This window comes from Dysgonomonas sp. HGC4 (genome assembly GCF_001261715.1).
In the GTDB taxonomy this organism is placed as follows: Bacteria; Bacteroidota; Bacteroidia; order Bacteroidales; family Dysgonomonadaceae; genus Dysgonomonas_A.
The window spans coordinates 1-24,626 of the sequence record NZ_CVRU01000056.1; the positions used below are offsets into that span (position 1 = coordinate 1).

General features: G+C 36.1%; 21 protein-coding genes. 2 read left to right on the forward strand and 19 right to left on the reverse strand.

Annotation, left to right across the window (positions count from 1 at the left end; genetic code table 11):
* Positions 1 to 170: 170 nt before the first annotated feature.
* From HGC4_RS04870 to rpmB, 18 genes are all read right to left on the reverse strand, one after another.
* A complete protein-coding gene (locus HGC4_RS04870) occupies positions 171 to 1,469 on the reverse strand; it encodes an inositol-3-phosphate synthase (protein ID WP_050709007.1) in 1,299 nt (432 codons plus the stop codon).
* 708 nt (positions 1,470 to 2,177) lie between these two features.
* Positions 2,178 to 2,900, reverse strand: a complete 723-nt coding sequence (locus HGC4_RS04875) for an HAD family hydrolase (protein ID WP_050709008.1) — start codon at positions 2,898 to 2,900, stop codon at positions 2,178 to 2,180.
* Positions 2,901 to 3,021: 121 nt separating this feature from the next.
* Positions 3,022 to 3,942, reverse strand: a complete 921-nt coding sequence (locus tag HGC4_RS04880) for a CDP-alcohol phosphatidyltransferase family protein (RefSeq protein WP_050709009.1) — start codon at positions 3,940 to 3,942, stop codon at positions 3,022 to 3,024.
* A gap of 171 nt (positions 3,943 to 4,113) precedes the next feature.
* Entirely contained in the window at positions 4,114 to 4,977 is an 864-nt protein-coding gene (locus HGC4_RS04885; RefSeq protein WP_050709010.1) for an ATP-grasp domain-containing protein, read from the reverse strand.
* Positions 4,978 to 5,110: 133 nt separating this feature from the next.
* Positions 5,111 to 5,806: a nucleotidyltransferase family protein gene (locus HGC4_RS04890; protein ID WP_050709011.1), complete on the reverse strand. Its 696-nt coding sequence runs from the start codon at positions 5,804 to 5,806 to the stop codon at positions 5,111 to 5,113.
* A gap of 99 nt (positions 5,807 to 5,905) precedes the next feature.
* The gene (gene pdxA, locus HGC4_RS04895) at positions 5,906 to 6,997 is read right to left on the reverse strand and encodes a 4-hydroxythreonine-4-phosphate dehydrogenase PdxA (RefSeq protein ID WP_050709012.1); all 1,092 of its coding nucleotides are present in this window, start codon (positions 6,995 to 6,997) and stop codon (positions 5,906 to 5,908) included.
* A gap of 147 nt (positions 6,998 to 7,144) precedes the next feature.
* Positions 7,145 to 7,801: a hypothetical protein gene (locus HGC4_RS04900; RefSeq protein ID WP_050709013.1), complete on the reverse strand. Its 657-nt coding sequence runs from the start codon at positions 7,799 to 7,801 to the stop codon at positions 7,145 to 7,147.
* Between the two features lie 12 nt (positions 7,802 to 7,813).
* Positions 7,814 to 8,839 carry a dual-specificity RNA methyltransferase RlmN gene (gene rlmN / locus HGC4_RS04905; RefSeq protein WP_050709014.1) on the reverse strand — a complete coding sequence of 342 codons (1,026 nt, stop codon included), beginning with the start codon at positions 8,837 to 8,839 and terminating at the stop codon, positions 7,814 to 7,816.
* 118 nt (positions 8,840 to 8,957) lie between these two features.
* Positions 8,958 to 10,304: a glucose-6-phosphate isomerase gene (locus tag HGC4_RS04910; RefSeq protein ID WP_050709015.1), complete on the reverse strand. Its 1,347-nt coding sequence runs from the start codon at positions 10,302 to 10,304 to the stop codon at positions 8,958 to 8,960.
* Between the two features lie 5 nt (positions 10,305 to 10,309).
* The gene (locus HGC4_RS04915) at positions 10,310 to 11,308 is read right to left on the reverse strand and encodes an NAD(P)H-dependent glycerol-3-phosphate dehydrogenase (protein WP_050709016.1); all 999 of its coding nucleotides are present in this window, start codon (positions 11,306 to 11,308) and stop codon (positions 10,310 to 10,312) included.
* Between the two features lie 119 nt (positions 11,309 to 11,427).
* Positions 11,428 to 13,158 (reverse strand): lysine--tRNA ligase, encoded by a 1,731-nt coding sequence (lysS, locus tag HGC4_RS04920; RefSeq protein ID WP_050709017.1) that lies wholly within the window; start codon positions 13,156 to 13,158, stop codon positions 11,428 to 11,430.
* A 309-nt stretch (positions 13,159 to 13,467) separates the two neighbouring features.
* Positions 13,468 to 15,669, reverse strand: a complete 2,202-nt coding sequence (locus HGC4_RS04925; protein ID WP_050709018.1) for an HU family DNA-binding protein — start codon at positions 15,667 to 15,669, stop codon at positions 13,468 to 13,470.
* Positions 15,662 to 15,952, reverse strand: coding sequence for an HU family DNA-binding protein (locus tag HGC4_RS04930; RefSeq protein WP_050709019.1), 291 nt, complete (start codon positions 15,950 to 15,952; stop codon positions 15,662 to 15,664). Before HGC4_RS04930 ends, HGC4_RS04925 begins: the two co-directional genes overlap by 8 nt.
* 114 nt (positions 15,953 to 16,066) lie before the next feature.
* Positions 16,067 to 17,362: a 30S ribosomal protein S12 methylthiotransferase RimO gene (gene rimO, locus HGC4_RS04935; protein WP_050709020.1), complete on the reverse strand. Its 1,296-nt coding sequence runs from the start codon at positions 17,360 to 17,362 to the stop codon at positions 16,067 to 16,069.
* Positions 17,363 to 17,526: 164 nt separating this feature from the next.
* Entirely contained in the window at positions 17,527 to 18,483 is a 957-nt protein-coding gene (gene ftsY, locus HGC4_RS04940; protein WP_050709021.1) for a signal recognition particle-docking protein FtsY, read from the reverse strand.
* Between the two features lie 142 nt (positions 18,484 to 18,625).
* Positions 18,626 to 18,787 (reverse strand): DUF4295 domain-containing protein, encoded by a 162-nt coding sequence (locus HGC4_RS18350; RefSeq protein WP_082204075.1) that lies wholly within the window; start codon positions 18,785 to 18,787, stop codon positions 18,626 to 18,628.
* Positions 18,788 to 18,802: 15 nt separating this feature from the next.
* Positions 18,803 to 18,991, reverse strand: a complete 189-nt coding sequence (gene rpmG / locus HGC4_RS04945) for a 50S ribosomal protein L33 (RefSeq protein ID WP_050709022.1) — start codon at positions 18,989 to 18,991, stop codon at positions 18,803 to 18,805.
* 19 nt (positions 18,992 to 19,010) lie between these two features.
* Positions 19,011 to 19,250 (reverse strand): 50S ribosomal protein L28, encoded by a 240-nt coding sequence (gene rpmB / locus HGC4_RS04950; protein WP_050709023.1) that lies wholly within the window; start codon positions 19,248 to 19,250, stop codon positions 19,011 to 19,013.
* A gap of 238 nt (positions 19,251 to 19,488) precedes the next feature.
* Between rpmB and HGC4_RS04955 the strand changes: the two genes are divergently transcribed.
* A complete protein-coding gene (locus HGC4_RS04955) occupies positions 19,489 to 20,739 on the forward strand; it encodes a metallophosphoesterase (RefSeq protein WP_050709024.1) in 1,251 nt (416 codons plus the stop codon).
* 73 nt (positions 20,740 to 20,812) lie between these two features.
* Here HGC4_RS04955 and HGC4_RS04960 read toward each other — a convergent pair whose 3' ends face one another.
* Entirely contained in the window at positions 20,813 to 23,314 is a 2,502-nt protein-coding gene (locus HGC4_RS04960) for a hypothetical protein (protein ID WP_050709025.1), read from the reverse strand.
* Between the two features lie 293 nt (positions 23,315 to 23,607).
* Between HGC4_RS04960 and HGC4_RS04965 the strand changes: the two genes are divergently transcribed.
* Entirely contained in the window at positions 23,608 to 24,540 is a 933-nt protein-coding gene (locus HGC4_RS04965) for a tRNA modification radical SAM protein MnmL/YtqA (protein ID WP_050709026.1), read from the forward strand.
* The last annotated feature ends 86 nt before the right edge of the window (positions 24,541 to 24,626 follow it).

The window sequence follows — 24,626 nt, forward strand, 5'->3', positions numbered from 1 at the left end:
TTAGACACTTTTTTGAATAAATTATTTCAACAAGACACTACTTATACACCTAAAATTCTAAAGTAAAGAAACTTATGATTTATATAATTTTTTAAGTCTATTGAGATATAAAGTAAAAAAGAAAGGAGGACAAAATCCTCCTTTCTTACAAATTATATAGTTATGCTATATTAGTCGATAAAATCAACAGTTTCTTCACCAATCATTTTACGAAGTGTATTTTTTAACTTCACATATTGGATGAATAAATCGTGTTCTGCAATCTGATTCTTTTCGTGCATTGGGCTCTTGAAGTAGAATGATAACCAGCTTTGGATACCGCTCATGCCAGCACGTTGTGCAAGGTCAGAGAACAATACAAGGTCAAGACACAAAGGAGCAGCAAGAATAGAGTCACGGCAAAGGAAATCCACTTTCAATTGCATTGGGTAACCCAACCATCCGAACAAGTCGATATTATCCCATCCTTCTTTATTGTCCTTACGAGGAGGATAATAATTGATACGTACTTTGTGATATACGTTACCATAAAGTTCTGGATATAATTCTGGTTGAAGGATATTATCGATAACCGATAATTTTGATTCTTCTTTTGTTTTGAATGATCCTGGATCGTCAAGAACTTCTCCGTCACGGTTACCTAGAATATTTGTAGAGAACCATCCGCTAAGACCTAACATACGAGTCTTGAACATAGGAGAAAGAACTGTCTTCAACATAGTTTGACCAGTTTTGAAGTCTTTTCCACAGATCGGAACTTGTTTTTGTGCTGAGAATTCCCACATTGCAGGAATGTCAACAGTTAAGTTAGGAGCACCATTGATATAACCTACACCTTCTGCAATAGCTGCATAAGCATATAAGTTCGATGGAGCAATATCTGCATGATTTTCTTTTACTGCTTTTTCGAAAGAAGAAAGGTTTTTGTGAATTTCACCAAGAGGAGTAAATACTTCTGTACTACCGCACCAGATCATAACTATTCTATCGCAGTTATTGTCTTTTTTGAAGTTGCGGATATCTTCTCTTACTTGTTCCATCAAGTCCCATTTAGTAGGAGCCTGTTTTACCCATGTACCATGAAGTCTTTTTACAAAATTTTGATCGAATACTGCTTTCATTGGCTTGATTGCCGAAAGCTCGTCTTTCACTTTGTTTAGATCTTCATCAGTTAATACCTCAGCATGTTTAGCTGCTTTATAAACATCATCTTCGAAAAGATCCCATCCACCGAATACGATATCATTAAGATCAGCCAAAGGCACTGCATCTTTGATCTTCGGAAAACGATTTTCTTCTCTTTTACCCAAACGCATTGTAGCTAATTGAGTGATTGAACCAACAGGAACACCTAATCCCTTACGAGAAATTAATGTACCTGCGATAAATGTAGATGCCACTGCACCACCAACTCCAACAACAAGAACACCAAGTTTACCTTTGGCTTCTTTCACTTGTACTTTTTCCATTTTTTAAATTAAATTAAAATACACTGCAACCCGCAGTAATCCTTTAAACTAGCGGCTTTCTTCATTCAGAATATTTTACTCCTAAGAAGAGAAACCTATATAATAAAATCGCTTTGGTGAAGATTCATCTCATTTTATTCTCCCAACCCGGGCTTTTCCGCCATACAACCGGCATCCATTATTAAGAATAAATATTCAGACCAACGCTCTTGTATTATCAAATATTAAGTACATGTAGATTTAGTATCAATCAAATAAAGAGTCAATATCTAAATCTCTAAAAATCTTTTTCTCATCCAAATAAGCCCTTAAAGCATTATTCGGCATAAAGATAGTTTTCAAAGATAGCTGTTTTTTTGTAGTTTCCTGCCATCTTTCATCATTATCGATACAATCAGCTGAAACATTACCTTTTACCCACACGTGAGCACCAATCCCAACATCTGTATTCTTTTAATTTATATGCTTAGAAACATTCATATTTCCGTTGACGATAAGACCTGTTATATCAGGATCTTCAAAATCTAAAAAACATCTCGTCCCATCAAATTCTAAATAGTCAAGAATCCAATCTACTTCAAGAACTGTAACAAGAGTATCTTCTAGGTATTTTTCAGGAATTCCGCCAAAATTAACTTTATCCCCAAAAACACATAGTTTTTCAGCTTCTAACCATTTTATTTTTTGATAGGTTGCTATTCATTCTAATTATATTTTAAAGGCAGTAGCTAACTCCATAAAATCAGTAATTATCAAATCAGCAGTTGCATCAGGATCATCATCGCCCCACCCTGGCCCTTTTAACCAGATAGTCTGACATCCGTTTTTAGAGGCAGGCACAATATCTTTTGCATGAGAATCTCCTATCACTACAATAGAAGAAGCAGGAAGGTTTAACTTATCTACACCCAAACCAAAGATAGCTGGATCAGGTTTTCGTACACCTACCACGGCTGATTCTATAATATCATCAAAGAACTCTAATAGACCGAAATCGCCCAATACAGCTTGTACATTTCCATAGAAGTTAGAAACAAGCACCATGGGATAACGATCTTGTAAAGCTTTTAAAATCTCCTTTTCTTTACTTATAATCTCTTTAGCAAAAAGATAACATTGCTTAGAAATAGCAAGAGAATAGCTAGCCGTTTTGTCATTATCTTCTAACAATTTCTGCTCTAGCAAATAACGGATCTGAAGATCTGTTTTTATTTTCAATAAATCGTAGAAGTTATGATTTGGTTGCACATCAGGATGTGTCGCTAAATAACGCTCTCCATATACATAAGCTTCGCGAAAGGCTTCTTTAGTTACTGGTACATTTACATCCTTATAGGCATCCCATAAGACCTCAGCCCAATGTGCACCATTACTATCTATTGTACCTCCGTAGTCAAAAATAATACCTTTAACGGCACTCAAATCAAACATATATTCGGTTTATTTTAATTATTAAGTAAATGAAAGTATTTATTGATACACTTCCCAATTATAACAGACCATTACCTTAGCTAGGAAAAGGAACGTAACTTTAAGTTCAATAAATACGATCTCAGTCGTATTTATGTTCTTCAATCTCTTTTGTAAATGTTTTACACATTTTCTCATGGCTCCAAACCATATATACCAAAATCACATTGAGAACTATAAGTTCGAACACGAAATACAGCCAAGGTTCTCTAATCAACATAGCAACAAACAAAGCTATTGCACGAGTATTGAAAGAGAGAATATTAGTCCACTTCATCAAAGGTAGGCTTTTTTCTCTAAAATCGGCTCTGAACTGCTCAGGAGCAGTTTCACCATATTTACTTTTCAACAGTTTAAACATGACTTGAAAGTTACCAGTCCAACTTTCTTGTCCCTTTGTATAGTTGGTATAAAAGGTAAGAACTAACTTTTCCCAAAAATTAGACTTCCAAGTTAGTGTAGCATTTTTTTGATTCAGTTCATTAGTATTATCCAACTCACTACCCGATTTTCCTTTCAAAAACAGTAAGTGTATATTGCGATAATAATCGGCCATAGAAGCTTGTTTACTATGAAAAAAGCCCGTTATAATAGCCAAAGCCCATATACTCCATCCCCATACAGGGAACAGACGCATACAGATAGCAATATAAATGGAAGCAAACCACAGATTTCCGGCAAAACCATCTAACACTCTACCTAATGCTGAAAATTGTTTAGTCATACGAGCCAATTGCCCATCGGCACTATCGTATGAATTGGCCCATACCAAGAGAAGTATACCTAAAATAGTGACCCAGAAATTATCAAAGTAGAAGCAGATACCCGAACCTACTCCAATAAAAATACTGGCTATAGTTACAGCATTGGGAGTTATCCCTAATTTCTGAAAAAGTAATGCCCATCTATAACCTATGGGGCGATAAAAATAAATATCTATAAACTCCTCGGTGTCTGACGATTTCAGCGTAGATTCTAAAGTCGGTTTTTTATCTGAACTCATTTGAAATTATTTTCTATTCTTAATTCTGCAAAAACTTTATATTCAGATCTCTGAATACTTGCTTTCCCTGTTCAACCCAATAACTTACCTCTTATTTCCCTCAAGATGAACTAAAAGAACAACTTTCAATAAAGAAAGAATACTTAAATAGGTATTGTGTTAAAGAAGATATTAAATATGTTTTTGTACGTGTTTATCTATACATTCTGCAATTTTAGGGGCAGCCTGCTCACGACAAGGAGCAAAACTAGGCCAGTCATTAAAATCTATGATCTTAAATGATCCGTCTTTTGCAACAACACAATCACCTCCATATATTTTTATATTCAGAATTTCTCCTGCTTTATCGCAAGCTTCTTTCAAAGCTTCTACAGAAAAAGCATACTGATTGGCAGCTCCATTTATTTCCTCTAACCCAAATTTACTATGGCTCAAATCAAAAGGATAGAAATGATAGAAAAAGTCAGTATCAGCCACACCATAAAACTTCACAAGATCTCCAACAAGATGCTCATTTATAACTGCATTGGGGATTCCTCTGAATGCAAATTCTTTCAAAATCTCCTTAGCTTCGGTTATGCTTCTTGCAAAGGCAACATCTTCGCGGTGTATAGCATGAAAATCGCCTCTTTTGATCCAATATGCATTGGCATCCATTTGCTCTAACAATTCGGTAGGATCGTCATTACTATCTATAATAATACTTTCGGGGTGAGGTATATTATTGTCGATAAGCATACGCGTCATCTTTCCTCTGGTACAGTTTTCGATACCATAAGCCGAATTTATAACAACTGAGCCATTATCTTCCAGATGCTTCAACCATTTGATTGTACTCTTATCACGAGCCATATCAAAGATAAATTTATCCTTGATATCACTTAAAACAAATTCCGACTCTGTATAATCTTGTACGTCGTAGCCCATATCTCTCAGACATTGCGCTGTCATATTGTAGATGGTACCGTCGTTTCCAATATGGTTGGGCGAGTATTTGGTTTGTCGCTTTATCCCAGTTAGTTTTCCTTTAGACATGATTATTTATAATATAATTGCTCTACTTTTTGATTTCCGGTTTATTTGGAGGCTGCAAAATACGTATGCTACATTTCAATTATAACAAGATTTAGCTACTAGCCTTGCCAAAGCAATAAATAGGTCTGAGACCTTAATTCCTTAGAAAAGCTTCTGCTTTCACAATATCCTCTGCGTGATCAACATCTACAATCTTAGGAAATGGGTATGCTTTGAGACACAGTCCATCAGCCACAAGTTGACGCTGAAAATTACGCATGCGTGATTGTCCCGAAGATAAACAATTCTCGAGTGTATCAATTGCTTTAGGAGTAAGTCCATAGATACCTCCTGAGATATATTTACAAGAGTCTGAATTATCCAAAAATCCTGTAATTTGCATAGCTTCATTCACATCTACATAGAGAGGCTTCTCGTCATCAATATAATCTGTAACGGCCATCATACCATCCGATTCAGAATCTGCGATGAAAGCCTTAATATATTGTTCGAAGTCTTCTTCCTTAAATATTGTATCAACAGTAGTCAAACAAAACTTGCCATTACGTAAAAAATCTCTCAATTCGAAGAAACTATGCATCGAACTGGGAGTAGATTTAATTACGATATTCAATGGAATATCCAGTTTTATTTGTTTTACGTATTCTTGAACCGCTTTCATCTCTTCATTTACAATGATACTGATAGAGTCAGCTTGATTCTTCGCAAAAATATCAATCAGGCGGCGGATCATCTCCACACCATTTAACTTTACAAGGGGTTTTGGTAATGTAACCCCTTCTTGTGCCAACCTCGAACCTTCTCCAGCGGCTATTATTGCATAATTCATCTTATCCTATTCTTAGTAATAAATATTTATTGCTTTGTTTGCTACAATAACTGATTATTGTTATTACACTTCTCAAAGCTACAAAAAGATCTCCGACCTTTAATCTTCTGAAACCTCTTTAGTTAAGTCTAAGACTTCATTATCTCCACCTTTTTCGTAATACATTTTTCTCAAAGGATTAGCGTGCGCTTTATCATACTCAATACGATTACGACGAGTATCTATTGCCAGATAAATAGCTTGACGGAACGAGTCTTCCGATGCTTCATTTTTCCCTGCAATATTATAAGCTGTGCCATGAGCAGGTGATGTGCGCACAATTGGCAAACCTGCTGTAAAGTTAACACCCTCTTCCATCGCTAATGTTTTGAAAGGAGCTAAACCTTGATCGTGATACATGGCTAATATACCGTCAAAAGACTTGAATCGCCCCGATCCAAAAAAGCCATCGGCTGCATAAGGTCCGAAACACAAAACGCCACTTTCTTCCATCTCACGAAGAGCAGGAATAATAATGTCGTTTTCTTCTGTTCCTAACAACCCATTCTCTCCTGCATGAGGATTCAGTGATAGTACTGCGATACGAGGCTTATCTATATTAAAGTCACGAAGCAGCGATTTATTAAATATACCGATCGTTTCCTTTACTTTGTCTTTAGTAATATTTTCGGCAACCTTACCTAAAGGTAGATGTCCTGTAACAAGAGCAACTCTTAAGTCATCTTTAGCAAGAATCATTAATGATTTAGATGTATCTTGTCCAAATTTTTGCTCCAAATATTCCGTATGTCCGGGAAAATGAAAGGCGTCCTGTTGTATATTATCCTTGTTGATAGGTGCTGTCACCAATACATCAATCAGTCCGGCAGCCAAATCAGCAGTAGCTCTTTCCAACGCGCTCAACGAGGCATCTCCTGCTGCTTTAGTAGACTTGCCCAACTCAACTTTTATGTCATCGGGAATACAATTAATAACATTCACTTTGTTTACCTCTGCTTCATTCGCTTCCTGAATCAGGTTGAAAGTAACAGGAGGCAACTCTAAAGCTTTGCGATGATAGGCTGCAACTTTTGTAGATCCGTATATTACGGGAATGCATAATTCCGCAATACGGAGATCGCCAAACGTTTTAAGTATGACCTCATAGCCAATACCGTTTATGTCACCGTGTGTAATTCCTACTTTTATCATTGTATATTAGTTTTTCTAAGTAATTTGTTCCTTAAGGTCACAGACCTTTTTATCGCTTTAGCAGCTATAACCATAATAACCAGTTATAACTTTAAGATATAGTATTAAATATTACAACTCACTTAAGTAAGCTGAAAAGTATGTGACCTATTTTACTACCTTTTCCCACTGATGAGCCAATTGCTCGGCATAGTCGGTAAATGTATTCACAGAATCAAATTTATGAATAGTATATTCGGGTTGCCCTTTCAATTTCGAAATATCGATAGGCGAATAACCATCGTGTGCGAAAAAGAATATCTCTTTTGTTTTATTATTATAGAAAGTTGTATTGCCATTTGCCTCAAGAGCAAAGGTTACAAGATCATTTATATCTAAAGGCTCAATACCTTCCGATTTACATGCCGCAAGATAGTTTTCTTCCCAACCGCCCATACCAATAACAGCATCTTTTAAAGTAAAAGTATGCTCGTTGTTAGTCAAAAATGTATCTATATTCCGATGACCTCCAATCCAATACTGAACTATAGTCCCCACATTCTTAGAGAGCAAAGCATGTTCATGTATAATGTTACGTCCGCGGGGTACACAATGCTCCATGTGACATAACCATCCGGAAGTATTGCCATGTTTATCTGTCCAAATGTATTGACGAAAGACCTGATTGCTATTTATTGTAAAATCAATCCAGCTGGCTTTCGACAAAAGTTTATTTAATGATGGAAATGTAGTTTGAAATTCTTTATCAAACGAACTTTTTCCATCAGAAATATTTGTAAAATTTATATGTGGTTGTTTACTCATAATGACATAATCTTACTTCTTACTCTTCTCTGTTGATAGCATTCCGCAAGCAGCAAATATATCTTCACCTCTTGAAGAACGTATGGTGCACATAAGCCCTTTGCGAGTCAGAAAATCTCTAAACTGAACCATGGTTTCGTTAGTAGATGTTACCAAATCGACATTAGGGATAGCATGGAAGCGAATCAAATTGACCCGACAATCCAAACCGTTTAATATTTTGAACAACTCTCTAGCATGTACCAGTGAATCATTAAAATCTTTAAACATTATATATTCGAAAGACAAACGTCTTTGCTTTGACCAATCATATTGTTTCAGCAGTTCGAGAACTCCCGATAAAGGGAATGCTTTCTCAGCTGGCATTATCGACAATCGTTGCTCCTTCATTGGTGTATGTAAACTTACTGCCAAATGAGCATTACTTTCATCTAAAAAACGTTTCAACTTGGGAGTGACTCCTGTAGTGGAAACGGTAATACGCTTCGGGCTCCATGCAAAACCATAGTCCGAAGTCATAATATCTAATGTTTTTTTCAACTGTTCATAGTTGTCAAGAGGCTCACCCATACCCATAAATACGATATTGGTAAGATCATCCGACTCTTCTATCGAACATACTTGATTCAATATTTCGTTTGCTGACAAGTGACCATTGAAGCCTTGCTTTCCTGTCATACAAAACAAGCAATTCATCTTACATCCTACTTGAGACGATACACATAAAGTGGCTCTCTCATCTTCGGGAATCATTACCGATTCGATAAATTTCCCTGCATCTGTTTTGAACAGATATTTTACTGTTCCATCTATCGACCTTTGATCTTCGATAGGTAAAGAACGTCCTACATCGTATTTCTCCGACAATAGGTTTCTATTCGCTAACGATAGATTTGTCATCTCCTCTATCGTAAGTATTCTTTTCTTATAAAGCCAGTCTGCCATTTGTTTAGCGGCAAACTTAGGCAACCCACACTCTAATGCAACCTCTTTCAGTTCATCTAAAGTTAGCCCCAATAGGTGCTTTTTCTCTGTCATTCTGTACTCTTAAGTAATTTAGTATTTCTATTTGCAGGGACAAATTATATGGGTTCCCTATAATGGGCAAACACATAGGTTTGCCCCCACAGCTTAGAAATAGAAAGGTCTCCGACCTTTAAAGACGTTTTTGTATTTCTTCGTGGTCTTTTTCAAAACCCGGTTTATTCAACAGAGCAAACATATTCTTTTTATAAGCCTCTACACCAGGTTGATCAAAAGGATTTACTCCTAAAATATAACCACTGATACCACATGCTTTTTCAAAGAAATATATAAGTTGTCCCAAATAATATTCGCTCAATTCAGGAATTTCAATTTTGATGTTTGGTACACCTCCGTCAACGTGAGCTAACTGAGTACCTAGTTCCGCCATTTTGTTCACGAAATCAACGCGTTTACCTACTAAAAAGTTCAATCCATCTAAATCTTCTTCATCTTTTGGTACAAGAACCGTATTATGAGGATTTACTACTGATAGAACAGTTTCGAAGATAGAACGTTCACCTTCTTGTATCCATTGTCCCATTGAATGCAAATCTGTAGTAAAATCTACAGCTGCATTGAAGATACCTTTATTTTCTTTTCCTTCGCTTTCTCCGTACAACTGTTTCCACCATTCTGCAAAGAAGTGAAGTTTTGGATTGAAGTTAGCTAGAATTTCTATTTTCTTACCTTTTTTGTACAATTCGTTACGAGTAACTGCATATTGCTCAGCAAGATTTTTCTCAAATGGTACATCTGGAGCTGTATTCTTTTCCATGAAAGCAGCACCTGCTACCAGTTTTTGGATGTCAAATCCGGCAACTGCAATAGGCAACAAACCAACAGGAGTAAGTACAGAAAAACGACCTCCTACATTATCTGGAATTACATACATCTTGTAGCCTTCTTTTTTAGCCAATGTATGTAAAGCTCCTCTAGCTGCATCTGTGATTGCTACGATACGGCTTTTAGCCTCAGCTTTTCCAACTTTTCTTTCCAATTCTCCTTTAAGGATGCGGAACGAAAGAGCAGGTTCAGTTGTAGTTCCCGATTTTGATATATTTATAATACCGAACGATTTATCTGCCAAATAAGCGATAAGTTCCGATACATAATCTTCTCCGATATTTTGACCGGCATATACTACCACCGGATTTTTACGATCTTTTTGTAACCAGTCGAAAGAGTTTGATAGAGCTTCAATCACCGATTTTGCTCCCAAATAACTACCTCCAATACCTACAACGACTACTACTTCGCATTTGCTTCTCAATACTTGAGCTGTATCTGCAATATCTTTCAGGTCTGCATCTGAGATAGATGAAGGAAGGTTTAGCCATCCAAGAAAATCACTTCCCTTACCCGAACCTTTATGCAAAGTTTCATTGTATTGTTTAGCCAAAGCTGCACCAGCTTCTATTTCTGACTTACTTACAAAAGAAAATACTTTATCAACATTTAAATTTATAACCTTTTCCATTCTTGTTATTTTAATATTTCTTCTCTTAAACGCTTAATTTCTATTCGTGCCGGAACTTTTTCATAAAGGATACGGTAAACCGTTTCCACAATCGGAATATTTATGCAATAATGTGCATTCATTTCCATTATACATTTAGTTCCGTAATATCCTTCGGCTACCATCTCCATTTCTATTTGTGCAGCTTTTACCGAATATCCTTTTCCAATCATCGATCCGAAAGTTCTATTTCTACTGAAACTAGAATAGGCAGTAACCAATAAGTCTCCTATATAAGCCGATTCAAATATATGACGCTTGATCGGAGAAACTACTTCCATAAACTTCTCCATTTCCTGTACTGCATTCGAAACCAATACTGCTTGGAAGTTATCTCCGTATTTCAACCCATGGCATATACCTGCCGCAATGGCATATACGTTTTTCAAGACAGCAGCCAGCTCTATACCATTTACATCCACCGAAGTAGATGCTTTCACAAAACGATTTGTAAATATCTTGGCAACAGCACTAGCTTTCGCCATATCTGTACATGCAATAGTGGGATATGTCAAGCGTTCGAGTGCAATCTCTTCAGCATGACAAGGACCTGCTACTATTGCAATATTATCTGCGGGTACACCATATTCTTTAGTCAGAAAATCGGTAACCAATAAGTTTTCAGGGGGTATAATTCCCTTTATTGCAGATATAATAAATTTGTCACTTATCGGCGTTTTTAATTGCTCTAAATGAGTTTTCAAAAACGGAGAAGGTACAGCCAAAATTAAAGTATCCGAATTTTTTATTACCTCATTTATATCTGAGAAAAAAGAAATCCTAGATAAATTAAATGGCACATTCGACAAATAAGAAGGATTGTGTCCTACTTTTATAAAATCTTCAATTTGCTCAGGACGACGCATATACCAATTGATATGTGTCTCCTGTGTTAACACTATTTTAGCAAGGGCAGTAGCCCATGTTCCTCCTCCTATTATAGCTATTCTTCCCGGATAGTTCATCGGTCATTATTCAAGTTAAACAATAGAGACTTAATTACAGTAAACAAAATACTTTCCATATTTTAAGTCATAACTAACTTTGTCAATTACTTTCCAAAGTAAATAAAAGGTCTCCGACCTTATTTTTTAGCATTGTTAACCCATGCTTGCACTTCCTCATCTTTCGGGTTGGCTAATTCTAGTTTGTGCTTCTTATTCATTTCACACAACTCCTGACGTAATTTATTAGGATTAGCTTCAGTCAAATCCTCTACTGTCAGATAGCCTGCCTTCTGAATGACTGATACCCATTCTTCAGGAATACCTATTTCTGTATATTTTGATATAGAATCTCTCTTAACTACTTTTTCGGGACGCATCTGAGGAAATAATAATACTTCCTGAATAGTTGTTTGTCCAGTTAATAACATAACCAAACGATCCATTCCAATACCCATACCCGATGTTGGAGGCATACCATATTCTAAGGCACGAAGGAAATCCTGATCGATAAACATCGCCTCATCGTCACCTTTTGCCGAAAGTTGCAATTGCTCTTCAAAGCGATTGCGTTGATCGATAGGGTCATTTAATTCAGAATATGCGTTTGCCAATTCTTTACCATTAACCATCAATTCGAAACGTTCGGTTAACTCAGGATTGGTTCTATGTCGTTTACATAAAGGAGACATTTCGATAGGATAATCGGTAATAAATGTGGGCTGAATGTATTTGCCTTCACATTTTTCGCCAAATATCTCGTCGATAAGTTTACCCTTACCCATTGTTTCATCCTGATCAACGCCCAATTGCTTACAAACTTCACGTAATTGACTTTCATTCATCCCATTAATATCAATTCCTGTATGATCTTTAATAGAATCAATCATCGTCACACGTTTATAGGGAGCTTTAAAATTAATTAGATTGTCCCCTACCTGCACTTCTGTTGTACCCAATACATCCAAACAAACCTTTTCGATCATTTGCTCTGTAAATTCCATCATCCAGATATAGTCTTTGTAAGCTACATAGATTTCCATTACAGTAAATTCTGGATTATGCGTGCGATCCATACCTTCGTTGCGGAAGTTACGAGAAAACTCATACACACCATCAAATCCACCAACAATCATACGTTTCAAGTACAACTCATTAGCTATTCTCAAATAAAGAGGAATATTTAGGGCATTATGGTGAGTTATAAACGGACGAGCAGATGCCCCTCCTGGTATACTCTGCAACACAGGTGTATCAACTTCGATATAACCTTTTTCATTGAAAAGATTACGCATTGAGTTAAACACTTTTGTACGCTTTAAAAATATATCTTTTACACCCTCATTTACGATCAAATCAACATAACGCTGACGGTAACGCATTTCAGGATCAGTAAAACCATCGTAAGTTACTCCATCTTTTACCTTAACAACAGGCAACGGACGAAGCGATTTAGATAATACAGTAAGGCTTTCAGCATGAACAGAAATTTCTCCCATCTGAGTACGGAATACATATCCTGTAATTCCAATAAAATCACCTATATCCAATAATTTTTTGAAAACTACATTGTATAAGTCTTTGTTTTCATCTGGACAAAGATCGTCTCTGGTAATGTATAATTGTATGCGACCTTCAGAATCCTGAAGATCAACAAAAGCAGCTTTTCCTGCAATACGACGGCTCATTATACGACCGGCAATAGCTACTTGACGACGCTCTGCATCATCCTTAAAGCTTTCTTTTATTTCAACCGAATATGCATTCGTTTCATACAATGCCGCAGGATATGGATCTATACCCAGTTGGCGCATCTCCTCGAGGCTTTTTCTTCGAAAAATTTCTTGTTCACTTAATTCTAGGATACTCATTATCTTATATTCTTTTACTTTCTTTTTCTGTCGATTTTCCTTTAAATTACAAATTATCCTCAAAGCAATCTCTTGCTATGCAATATTCACTCTAATTTAAATTCTAAATAGTGAATAAATAACGTTATTGACATAAATTCACGAGTTGGTAAAATTACAAATTATTGTACGTATTTTACATATAAAAGCAAAAAAGAATAACAGATACTTATATCTGTTACTCTTTTTTAAGGTCGAAAACCCAATTTAATACCTTGTTACCACCACAAACCCAATATAGTTATAATTGAACAGTATGGTATATCGTTTTTATCTAAGTCTTAGAATTTTTGCTTCTAGATTTTTAGCTACCTGAATTTCTCTTGCATCGCTCGGATTATACACCCCATAATCGGATAAAGGCGGTATAAGAAGGCTCGTTCCTATAGGCACATTATTGGGATTAGCAATATTCTTTTTATTCGCTTGATAAATATACACCCAATAATCGGGATTGCCGTAATGAGTTGTTGCCAACGTACGCAAAGTTGTACCCTTTCTTATTGTAGCATATTTTGCTTTTGAATCAGAAGCTGGCTTAGCTTCAACCTTCGGTTCTACTTGAGGTTTCACTTGCGAACCAGAAGCCGACTCAGCTTTACTTTCATTTTTATATTTTTCCAAATGAAACTCTGCTTTATTTAGTATACCGAATTTCAATTTATCTGAAATAACAAAACTATTTTTTTCAGCATCTATTGTTCCTCTGGTCAAAGAATCTGTTTCTCCAACAATAGCCGCTTTAACTGCCTCAACCTTTGGCTCAACAGCGGATTCTTTAGCTATCGGAACTATAGGTTCTTTCTTCATTGTCTTAACTGTATCCTCTACAACTTGGGCTTGTACCTTCTTCATAGAATCAAGCATAGCGTCAGTTGCTTCAACCATAGGTGATACTTCATCAATAAAAGGTAAAGTATCCGTCAATGAAAGATTAGTTCTCCCCAGATTAGACTCAAAATCGTAAGGTTTATTAAGCATCTTAATCAAACCATAAGTTAGAGAAGCAACAATAACCAATAAAAAAGCTATCATTGGTAACCATTTCCTAAAGCGCGAGCCTATATCAGGCGAATTAAAATCATGATATGGAATATCAACTGGATCTATCGTATCAGAGAAGGAGACACTTCTAGTTTCCGCAGGTTTATTATTCCCGGCATAGCTTCGTTGATTCCCAACGGAAGGTATAACAGGCTCTTTTTCATTAGCCTCCGAGGCCTCAACGCCTTCATATCCAGATTCTCCTAATGGAACAAAGTCCATTTCTGTTACTACTTCCTCTTCCTCAACGGGGAACAAAGGACGCTCTGGATCTTCATTCGAAAATGCTGCTTTTTTTTCCTCTTTTATCTTATTCTGAGCATCACGATCAACAAACGAAGTTTCTTTCTTCGCCAGCCTTTCAATTACAGGAATAGGAGCAGGAATGATAATATCTTCCTCTGTTTCTATTTCCGAATCAAAGTCAGATTCCAACTCAAGATCGTCTGATACTATATTTTTAGAGAGAGGCTCTACCAATAGCACTGATTCCACTACCACCTCTTCTTCATCTTCTATCACTTCGGGTTGAACATCTTCAATAATGTTCTCCACTTTTTCACCCTCAATTGCTACCTCTTCTGATTCTTCTACAATTGTAGACTTATCTGAAGAATCTTCTTCCTGCACATCATCATCCTCTTCTTCCTCGTCATTACCATCAACTGGTACATGAGGCAGATCCAACAACTCTATTGGAAATTCTTTCTGTACGGGAACTTCTTCTTGAATAACTTCTTCAATCTCCGGTTCTGAAGATACAACGGGTCTAACTAAGTCATCCTTAGGAACAGTAAGAATTATAGAATCGGACTCTTCAGATGGCTTCGAAGAAGTGTATGTGTACACAAATGATTGAGGATATCTTTGTTTTGAAGAATCTTGCGGTCTCGATTCTTTTTCGGAGTTTACTTTATCAATATCCTTTTCTCTCACCGGTGTGTTATTTACATTGTCAATTATTGGAGCAGACTCTACAACAATCGGTTTTTCAATTTCTGAGACGATACTCTCGTCCTCATTTTCTATATCTATTTCTTGGTTCTCAACAACTTCATCTTCAACAGCATTTTCGCTGTTATCAACAGAAGCTTCGAACACAACTCCATCTTCCAACAAGATTGTCTCGAATTGGGAAAATGGTTTATTTACTAAATTTTTAAGTATTTTGTCAGGAAGAAAACTTAATTTGTAATGAGAAGGAATCTCTATTTTCTCTCCTGTATTTACATTTACACTCTCGCGGCTACTTACCGAGATTAGCTTAAATGTTCCGAAATCTTTAACCTTAACAGAATCATTATCAAATATCCGTTCTAAAATCAATTGAAAGAACTCTCTAAAAAAAGAGTCTGCATCTTTCTTCGTTATCTTGGCTTTCTTCGATAAGATATCAACCAAATCTTGAAGTGATAGTTTATCATTCATTCTCAGACAACTTTTTTAATTTATCTTTAACTACCTGACCCGGACGAAACGCTGTAGTAATCTTTGGAGGCACTAGAAATCGCTGCTTAGAAACAGGATTTACCGACATCCTCTCCTGACGTCTTTTGGTTTCAAACAATCCAAACCCTTGTATGTTAATAGAATTAGAATTTGCCAGATTAGTATTAACAACAGATACAGCATCCTCTAGAATCTTAGAGGTCTGAGCCTGTGTCCAATCTAATCTTTTAGACAGCTCTGCAATTAACTCTTTATTTGTCATAGATTTGCCGGATTATAAATACTTTTATTATGCATTACCAGACCTTCAATTTTCGATTATTTAGTTACATTAACTGCCTAAATAGCCAACAGACCTGACTGCTAATATATCAACTTAAACAACACTACCATACAGATCGAAAGGTTCCGCTTGATTTATAATAACATTATAAATATCACCTTTGTTCAAGGGAATATCTTTAGATATCAATACCTCGGGATCAACCTCTGGTGAGTCGTATTGAGTACGCCCAATATAATATTCGGCATCTTCTCTATCAATGATTACCGAAAAGGATTGTCCTATTTTAGACTCATTAACGCTCAAGGAGACACCCTCTTGCAAAGCCATTAACATATCCATTCGTTCCTGTTTAACCGTTTCGGGAATATTATCTTCGTATTTTTCATATGCAAAAGTACCTTCTTCGTTCGAATATGGGAAAGCTCCCATTCGCTCAAACTGAGCCTCTTTCGCAAACTGCATTAGTTCTTCAAAATCTTCTTCGGTTTCTCCCGGATGCCCTACCAAGAAGGTCGTCCTAAGATGAATACCAGGAACTTCTTCTCTAATTCTCTTTACCAGGTTAATTGTTTCCTGTTTTGTAATACCTCTTCGCATTTTGCTCAACATATTATCACTAATATGCTGAAGTGCTATATCAAGATATTTACAAACATTATCTCTTTCTCGTATTACTCGAAGTAAATCATAAGGAAATTTAGCAGGATAAGCATAATGTAAACGAATCCATTCAACTCCTTTTACATCAGAGATACGTTCGATTAATTCAGGAAGTTTCATTTCCTTATAACGATCAATCCCATAATAAGATAAATCTTGTGCTATAATCTGAAATTCTTTAACGCCTAGTGCTACGAGCGATTGAACTTCTGCTACAATCTCTTCCATCGGACGAGAACTATGTCGTCCAGTCATAATAGGAATAGAGCAATATGAACAAGCACGATTACACCCTTCCGATATTTTCAGATAAGCATAATGGGCAGGAGTTGTTAAAGCTCTTTCATATTCAACATCTTTACGAAAAGATTTTCCGAGATCAGTAATGAGACCTTTCCATCCAAATTTTCCATAAAATTTATCAACCTCAGGTATCTCAGCCTGAAGCTCTTCCATGTATCTTTCGGATAAACAGCCCATTACAAACAGTTTATTCAGTTTTCTATTTTTTTTAGCTTCTGCAAAACCAAGTATCGTATTTATCGATTCTTCTCTTGCATCACCAATAAATCCACATGTGTTTATAACGACAATTTCGCCTTCGGGTTTGTCCGGATCATGCTTCACAGTATATCCATTAGCGAGGAGTTGCTTCATTAACATCTCCGAGTCGACTAGGTTCTTGGAACAGCCTAGTGTTACAACATCAATTCTATTTTTCTTCATTCAAAAAGAATCCTTCCTTCTTAGGTATAAATAACAGTAAATATTTATTGCTATATTTTATAATTATAACTGTCTCCGGTTAATTATACTCTCAAAAGCAACAAAGAGGTCTGAGACCTTAAATCCAGCAATATAGTTTATTGCAGGGGCAAAAATAGCACAATTTAGCCACCAAACAATGAGTTAACGAATTCTTTTCGCTGAAAGACTTGCAAATCGTCTATACCTTCGCCAAGTCCAATATATTTTACAGGAATCTTAAATTGATCCGAAATACCAATTACAACTCCACCTTTTGCCGTGCCATCAAGCTTTGTTACAGCCAAAGCAGTAACATCCGTAGCGGCAGTAAATTGCTTTGCTTGCTCAAATGCATTTTGACCTGTCGATCCATCAAGCACCAGTAAAACTTCATGAGGTGCACCGGGTACGATTTTATTCATTACATTTTTGATCTTCGACAATTCATTCATCAATCCGACCTTATTATGTAATCGTCCAGCTGTATCTATTATTACAACATCTGCATTATTGGCTTTTCCTGAACTGATTGCATCAAATGCTACAGAAGCAGGATCAGAGCCCATTGCTTGTTTAATTACCGGAACACCAACCCTCTCTCCCCAAATAACCAACTGCTCTACAGCAGCAGCACGGAAAGTATCAGCAGCTCCAAGATATACCGATTTTCCGGCTTTCTTAAATTGGTTAGCCAATTTACCAATTGTTGTAGTTTTACCTACACCATTAACACCCACAACCATTATTACATATGGCTTGTTGTCTACTGGCAGATTAAAACCTTCAGTATTATCATTTGAGTTATTTTCGGTAAGCAATTCAACAATTTCTTCATGCAAAATAGTACTCAATTCATCTGTACCTACATATTTATCCTTAGCAACGCGTTCTTCTATGCGTTCGATGATTTTCAGCGTAGTATCCACACCAACATCCGAAGTAATTAATACTTCTTCCAAATCATCCAATACACTATCATCAACTTTAGACTTCCCAACAACAATCCTTGAAAGTTTAGAAAACATGTTTTCTTTTGTTTTTTCCAAACCTTTATCCAACGATTCTTTTTTCTGTTTTGAGAAGAAGTCCAAAATACCCATAAGATCTTATTATTTATTCTTGAATACTATAATAGTTGCTCCCAATATATACTTGGAACGAGCTACACAAAGCTAATAAAGGATATACAAAAAACCCCCTAACAAATTCTTGAAAGGAGGTTTTTAGTTATTTTTAACTAAATTATTTTGCAAAATAATCTTTCACAGCTTCATTAGGAACCATTTCTTCCTTAAATGTATAAGCTCCTGTTTTAGGTGATCTTACCATTTTAATTACTTTTGCATAATTACGTCCGTCTTTTGATGATGGATCGCGGTAACCTGCGACTGTCTTCTTTGCCATGGTTGTATATTATTTTTACTTAATTTCTTTATGTACTGTTACTTTCTTCAAAACTGGGTTGTATTTTTTCAACTCCAATCTTTCAGTTGTATTTCTTCTGTTCTTTGTAGTAATGTATCTTGATGTACCAGCCATACCACTTTCTTTGTGTTCGGTACATTCTAGAATTACTTGAATTCTATTTCCTTTTGCTTTCTTTGCCATTTTTAGGTTCTCCTTTGATTTAAGCTTTTAAATAACCTTTTTCAGCTGCTTTTTTCAATGCAGCATCCAAACCAATTTTATTAATTGTACGAAGACCTGACGCAGATACATCTAGACTAATCCAACAATCTTCTTCTACCCAATAGAATTTTTTCCTGAATAGGTTGATATTAAATTTTCTCTTAGTCTTTTTATTTGAGTGAGAGACATTGTTACCAACCATAGCTTTCTTTCCTGTAATTTCACAAATTTTGGACATCGCTACTATATTTTATTTTTTATTTATTTTATTCCTTGCCGTAGTAAAACAGGGTGCAAAATTAAACCTTTTTTTTGAATCAGCAAATTATTGGCAGTTAATAAACTATCTTTTTTCAAAAAAACACTACTCCTTAATTATCTTATTCTTAACTGAGAATAATCTTTCCCAACTTTGTAATAGAAATGCAAATATAGTAACTTTGTTGATGTCTAGAAATATATAATACCTTTTTACTATGAAAAAACACGTTTACTTATTTTTGTGTGTATTCCTTTTTACATGCACACATCTATTTTCTCAATCGCCTTTTAGCTTTATTGTAATTTCCGACACACACCTTGGAAGGGAAGGATCGGAAGAAAAAAACAGAAAAACGCTTCGCTATCTACTTAATCAGCCAAGTAAACCTGAAGCTATTTTTGTTGTTGGAGATCTTACCAACAATGGTTATCAACAGGAGTATGATCTTTTCAAGAAAGTATTTACAGAAGAGTTACCAACTAATTTCCCTAAATATTATTGTCTGGGAAATCATGATAGGTATAATGACAAGGGAAGCGAGAACACCCGATTTCAAAACACATTAGGGCAAGACCTTAACCAATATGTAGAGGTTAACGATTACCCCTTCATACTTATAAGTATGGAAAACTCGTCTTATGACAAATGCTATACCGACCCTAGTCGTAAGTTCCTATTAGAAAAATTAGAGTATGCAGCTAAGAAGCATCCTGAAAAGCCTATTTTCGTATTCTTTCATATGCCAGTTGTAAATACGGTATATGGATCATACGAGATTGGGGGTAAAGATTCATGGGGTACTAGCGGATTAAAAGATATTTGCGAACAATATCCACAGATCGTAGCTTTCTCAGGACACTCACACTACCCTATCGGAGATGAAAGATCTATACACCAAGATAAATTTACATCTGTAAATGATGGTAGTATTGCCTACTCGGAAATAGAAACGGGCAAAACCGAAGGGATACACCCCGAAGGGTTTAATGATGTTACCGAAGGCATGATTGTTAGTATTGATAATAACAAAGTGAATATTCACAGATACAATACTGCACAAGGCGTAGAAATAAAAACTCCATGGGAAATAAAAGCCCCTCACGATGGCTCTGCTTTTACGTACAAAGACAGAAAAGACAACAAAGCGCCTAAATTTACAAAAGGTATTAAGCCTACCTTTTACAATATTACTAAAAATGGTTGCAGACTATTATGGAAGCAGGCTTCTGATAACGATATAGTACATCACTATAAAATCTTATTGACGAAGAGAGGAGACGAAAACAGCTCCCCTACCCTTATGACTATTTTCTCGGGGTTCTTCTTAAATGCAGAGATGCCTCAATCGAAAGGTTGGGACTTGAAAGATTTAGATGCCGATTCGACTTATGACGTATTGGTTTCGGCAGTTGATTCTTTCGGCAATGAATCAGAACCCATAATAGGCTCATTTACGACATTGTAAGCTTATCAGAATCATTAAAATAGAAGAGGCGAGCATTCCATTACTCGCCTCTCTTTATCTATATCTGTTACCTTTAAAAACCCATACCTATACCAATAGAAAAACGATTGCCATCTTTTGACCCGAAATATGAGAATTTACCCGTATAGCTTTTAAAGAGTGTAAGCCACCAACCTCCACCATAAGAGGTATGCCACCTTTGAGAATCTTCGCCCGGATACCATACCCGACCATAATCAGCACCCACAAAAACACCATATTGCACAGGTGTAAAAGGGTTCTTTAGATGACCTAGATCGTATCTAAGATCGGTATGTTGATAAAGAGATTGTCGTCCTATAAAACGGCTTTCCCTAAAACCTCTAAGTTCAACAGAAGCCGCCTGATAAAATTCGTAATCGTTAGTAAACAACGCTGTACCAATTACCTCTGTAGCTAAAGAAAGGCGATCTCCACATGCTATATTAAATGCAAACCTCGATTTTAGATAAGGAAAATTTCGACTTACATCTTTCACATCCCAATTCCAACCTCCAGTTACCAAAAAATCAATTGAATTAAGTAAAGTAGTATTAAACTCTCTGTTTATTTCATAAGTCACATGGAAATCGGCGAATACCCTTGTATCAAATACCGGATCATCATCTCCATATACTTCATTTATAAACCTATCAGTAGGTTTATCCATCTTATATAATTCGACAGTTGTTGCAGCAGTAAATTTATTGGTTTCGTCCAGCTTCCAATAATAAGAAGGTTCTATACTGTACTTAGCAATGCCCACCCGGTTAAAATCTATCGATTTATCTTTAAATCCGTTTGTCTGATTACCATACCCAAAGAAGTTATGAAAATCGTTTGCAATACCAAAAATAGCCTCAATATTAAAACCCTTCATTTCATCCAGCGAAGGAAACATTCCCTGATACATCAAACCATCTAAGTAACTATAACCAATTCGGTGACGATAACTATAAGGCGACCGCTTGAAACCATACATTGTCTTACTCACATATGCTCCCAAATAAAAACCTAAGTCGGAGTCATATACCCCCCATGGCGTGAAACTTATACTTTGATACTTCAATTTCTTATAATCATAAGCATGCACTTTCTCTACGTTGGTTCGTATAATACTGGCATTACCAAGTGTATCATTTTTGACATCGTGAGATTTATAATCATATATATCCGTATTTCGTCCTCCAATAATATTATATACGTTGGAACCTTTTCCTCCCACCAAAGTTAATGGCATAGCCTTTCTTGATTCGTTATTCAATCTAAATTCATCGTCTCCTTCCAGCCCATACAACCAAATTTCTTTCGTACTCTTGTCATATTTCTTATCAAACAACAGAAGCTTTGAGTTTTTATCATATATACGAACATTAGTTGCATGCTTGTCCTTCTGATCTATGACAAATAAATCGTCTCCATGAGTACCAGTAATTACAGGTGTTTCCTGTAATATATCATAATATTTCTGGGCGATCTTTTCGACAACATCCCTACGATTTTTTAAATTCTTTTTTATAATCTCGGTGTCAGGTGACGCATATATTTCTTTCGGTAACTCTTTGAATGCATTATCAATTACCGAATCGGTTAAAAGAGTTTTAATATATTTTGCTTCTTGATACCATATTTCTCGTCCTGTTCGTGCAACTAGGGCTATATCAAGAGGAATAGCAATGCCGTTTGCCTTTTTCAGATTTTTTATGCTACTATCGTAATTTGTTATACTATTTAAGCCAAATACGTCTAGCATCAATTTAAATAACACTCCATCAACTTTTGTAAAAGCATGACTGCGGTCTGCAACCATTGGCATGTATACAAGGCTATCTCCATGAGGAACTTCGTACCACTGCCAACTTTCTCTCGTTTTATTCCAGTCTCCGATAAGTATATCTAAGAGCCGTTCTCTTATATATTCATGCTGATCAACATGAAAAGCTTTAGATTCTTGAATCTTAGCCAACAGCTCAGCTGTCTCTATTATTTTGGAGTGTGTTGTGAACGTCTTTAAATCATATATACTAATTAGTCGATCAGCTATCCCCGTACCATCTGCAATAGTATCAGTAGTTGTATGCTTGGGAATATAGTATATTTCGGAATCAAAAGAATTTACACCTACATCTTCTGCCAGCTTATTTGCAACCATAAAAGCATAGGGATGAGTTATTGTATAAGCATCGCCTATAAACTTATCAACATAAGTACCTTGAAACTCTTGCTTGCTATATGTATTCTTAAAAAAATCAGATTCCATAAATGTTGTTGCACCACCAAGAGGTCTGACCATATAAAGGTGTGCATTTTTATCTTCAAGAAACAATGCATGCAGACGCGGCAATTGACCTATAAACTTAAGGCCTCCGTGAAGATCGTATAACTCTGTCGATTTAACAGTTATGGGGGTAGAGTAAAGCTCGCGATAGTGCTTACCTACAATGCGATTATATAACCCCGCTCGTTTAGCCGCAGTTTGAGGATAAATTGATTTTTTTATTACACCTCCCGAATACAACGGGATGGTATCCTCTTCCAACTTGGAAGATGTATCCATAGCCGAGACATTCAGGTATAATAGGCTGTATATAAATAATACAACGCTAATTTTTCTAATACTGTGCATAAGTAGGAGTCTGTTATAGTAATTCCAATACAAATATTACATTTCAAGCCATTTGTTTTGAAAGTCTAACTATCTCAGCAAATGTAAAGGCTAAAGATCTAAGTATAATACAATAATCAATTATTATAGATGTCTTGCGACCTCAAATCTTAAAATTGTATTTAAACTCATTTGGTTATATAACAATTTGTACCTTTGCATAGTTTTACACGAGAACAAAATTAATGACAAATAAACCATATAAAGAGTTTGGAGATTTCTTAAACAGCATATTTCCACAAAAGGTTCAGAAAATATCTATCAATGCCGGCTTTACTTGCCCCAACCGCGATGGGTCTAAAGCAGTAGGCGGATGTACATATTGTAACAACCAAAGCTTTAGCCCCGGATATGGAGGCAAGCAACGCACAGTTACCGATCAATTGAGAGATGGCATCGCCTTCTTTTCTCACAAATATCCCGAAATGAAGTATCTAGCGTACTTCCAGTCATATACAAACACATACGATGACATAGAGAAACTGATTGCCTTATACGAAGAGGCATTGGCTTACCCGAATGTCGTAGGTATCATTATAGGCACTCGTCCTGATTGTATGCCTGCTGATCTGCTCGAATATTTCGCAAAATTAAAGGACAGAACTTTCCTTTTGATAGAATATGGCTTGGAGTCGACTTTAGATTCTACCCTCGAATTTATCAACAGAGGACACACATATGCCGAAAGTGTAGAGGCTATTTACCAAACGGCTGCTAAAGGAATATATACGGGAGCTCATATGATTCTGGGATTACCCGGAGAGAGCAGAGAACAAATGCTGGAGCATGCCGATAAATTGTCTGAACTGCCTTTGACAACCCTAAAAATGCACCAGTTGCAGTTGATAAAAGGGACAGTTATGGCTCGTCAATATAGAGAGCACCCCGAATGGTTCAACTTATTTGAAGTAGAAGACTATATTGATCTTTGTATTGATTTTACAGAACGCCTCAACCCCGATTTCATTATCGAAAGATTTGTGTCACAATCTCCAAAATCTTTGCTTATTGCTCCCGATTGGGGATTGAAAAACTTTGAATTTACAGCCAAAGTCTTGAAACGATTTGCCGAACGCAATGCATATCAAGGAAAGCTTTGCAAAAAGGTTATAGTTTGATCTAATCCCTTTGACTTTCTTTAGTTTACCACTACACATAGTTATATTTCATTATTGTCCATCTTCTTAGCAAAAATATTTTTGCT

What these genes read in the sequence shown, in the direction of transcription:
- HGC4_RS04870 (WP_050709007.1), bottom strand. Translation starts at nt 1,469, where the DNA reads ATGGAAAAAGTACAAGTGAAAGAAGCCAAAGGTAAACTTGGTGTTCTT.
- HGC4_RS04875 (WP_050709008.1), bottom strand. Translation starts at nt 2,900, where the DNA reads ATGTTTGATTTGAGTGCCGTTAAAGGTATTATTTTTGACTACGGAGGT.
- HGC4_RS04880 (WP_050709009.1), bottom strand. Translation starts at nt 3,942, where the DNA reads ATGAGTTCAGATAAAAAACCGACTTTAGAATCTACGCTGAAATCGTCA.
- HGC4_RS04885 (WP_050709010.1), bottom strand. Translation starts at nt 4,977, where the DNA reads ATGTCTAAAGGAAAACTAACTGGGATAAAGCGACAAACCAAATACTCG.
- HGC4_RS04890 (WP_050709011.1), bottom strand. Translation starts at nt 5,806, where the DNA reads ATGAATTATGCAATAATAGCCGCTGGAGAAGGTTCGAGGTTGGCACAA.
- pdxA (WP_050709012.1), bottom strand. Translation starts at nt 6,997, where the DNA reads ATGATAAAAGTAGGAATTACACACGGTGACATAAACGGTATTGGCTAT.
- HGC4_RS04900 (WP_050709013.1), bottom strand. Translation starts at nt 7,801, where the DNA reads ATGAGTAAACAACCACATATAAATTTTACAAATATTTCTGATGGAAAA.
- rlmN (WP_050709014.1), bottom strand. Translation starts at nt 8,839, where the DNA reads ATGACAGAGAAAAAGCACCTATTGGGGCTAACTTTAGATGAACTGAAA.
- HGC4_RS04910 (WP_050709015.1), bottom strand. Translation starts at nt 10,304, where the DNA reads ATGGAAAAGGTTATAAATTTAAATGTTGATAAAGTATTTTCTTTTGTA.
- HGC4_RS04915 (WP_050709016.1), bottom strand. Translation starts at nt 11,308, where the DNA reads ATGAACTATCCGGGAAGAATAGCTATAATAGGAGGAGGAACATGGGCT.
- lysS (WP_050709017.1), bottom strand. Translation starts at nt 13,158, where the DNA reads ATGAGTATCCTAGAATTAAGTGAACAAGAAATTTTTCGAAGAAAAAGC.
- HGC4_RS04925 (WP_050709018.1), bottom strand. Translation starts at nt 15,669, where the DNA reads ATGAATGATAAACTATCACTTCAAGATTTGGTTGATATCTTATCGAAG.
- HGC4_RS04930 (WP_050709019.1), bottom strand. Translation starts at nt 15,952, where the DNA reads ATGACAAATAAAGAGTTAATTGCAGAGCTGTCTAAAAGATTAGATTGG.
- rimO (WP_050709020.1), bottom strand. Translation starts at nt 17,362, where the DNA reads ATGAAGAAAAATAGAATTGATGTTGTAACACTAGGCTGTTCCAAGAAC.
- ftsY (WP_050709021.1), bottom strand. Translation starts at nt 18,483, where the DNA reads ATGGGTATTTTGGACTTCTTCTCAAAACAGAAAAAAGAATCGTTGGAT.
- HGC4_RS18350 (WP_082204075.1), bottom strand. Translation starts at nt 18,787, where the DNA reads ATGGCAAAGAAGACAGTCGCAGGTTACCGCGATCCATCATCAAAAGAC.
- rpmG (WP_050709022.1), bottom strand. Translation starts at nt 18,991, where the DNA reads ATGGCAAAGAAAGCAAAAGGAAATAGAATTCAAGTAATTCTAGAATGT.
- rpmB (WP_050709023.1), bottom strand. Translation starts at nt 19,250, where the DNA reads ATGTCCAAAATTTGTGAAATTACAGGAAAGAAAGCTATGGTTGGTAAC.
- HGC4_RS04955 (WP_050709024.1), top strand. Translation starts at nt 19,489, where the DNA reads ATGAAAAAACACGTTTACTTATTTTTGTGTGTATTCCTTTTTACATGC.
- HGC4_RS04960 (WP_050709025.1), bottom strand. Translation starts at nt 23,314, where the DNA reads ATGGATACATCTTCCAAGTTGGAAGAGGATACCATCCCGTTGTATTCG.
- HGC4_RS04965 (WP_050709026.1), top strand. Translation starts at nt 23,608, where the DNA reads ATGACAAATAAACCATATAAAGAGTTTGGAGATTTCTTAAACAGCATA.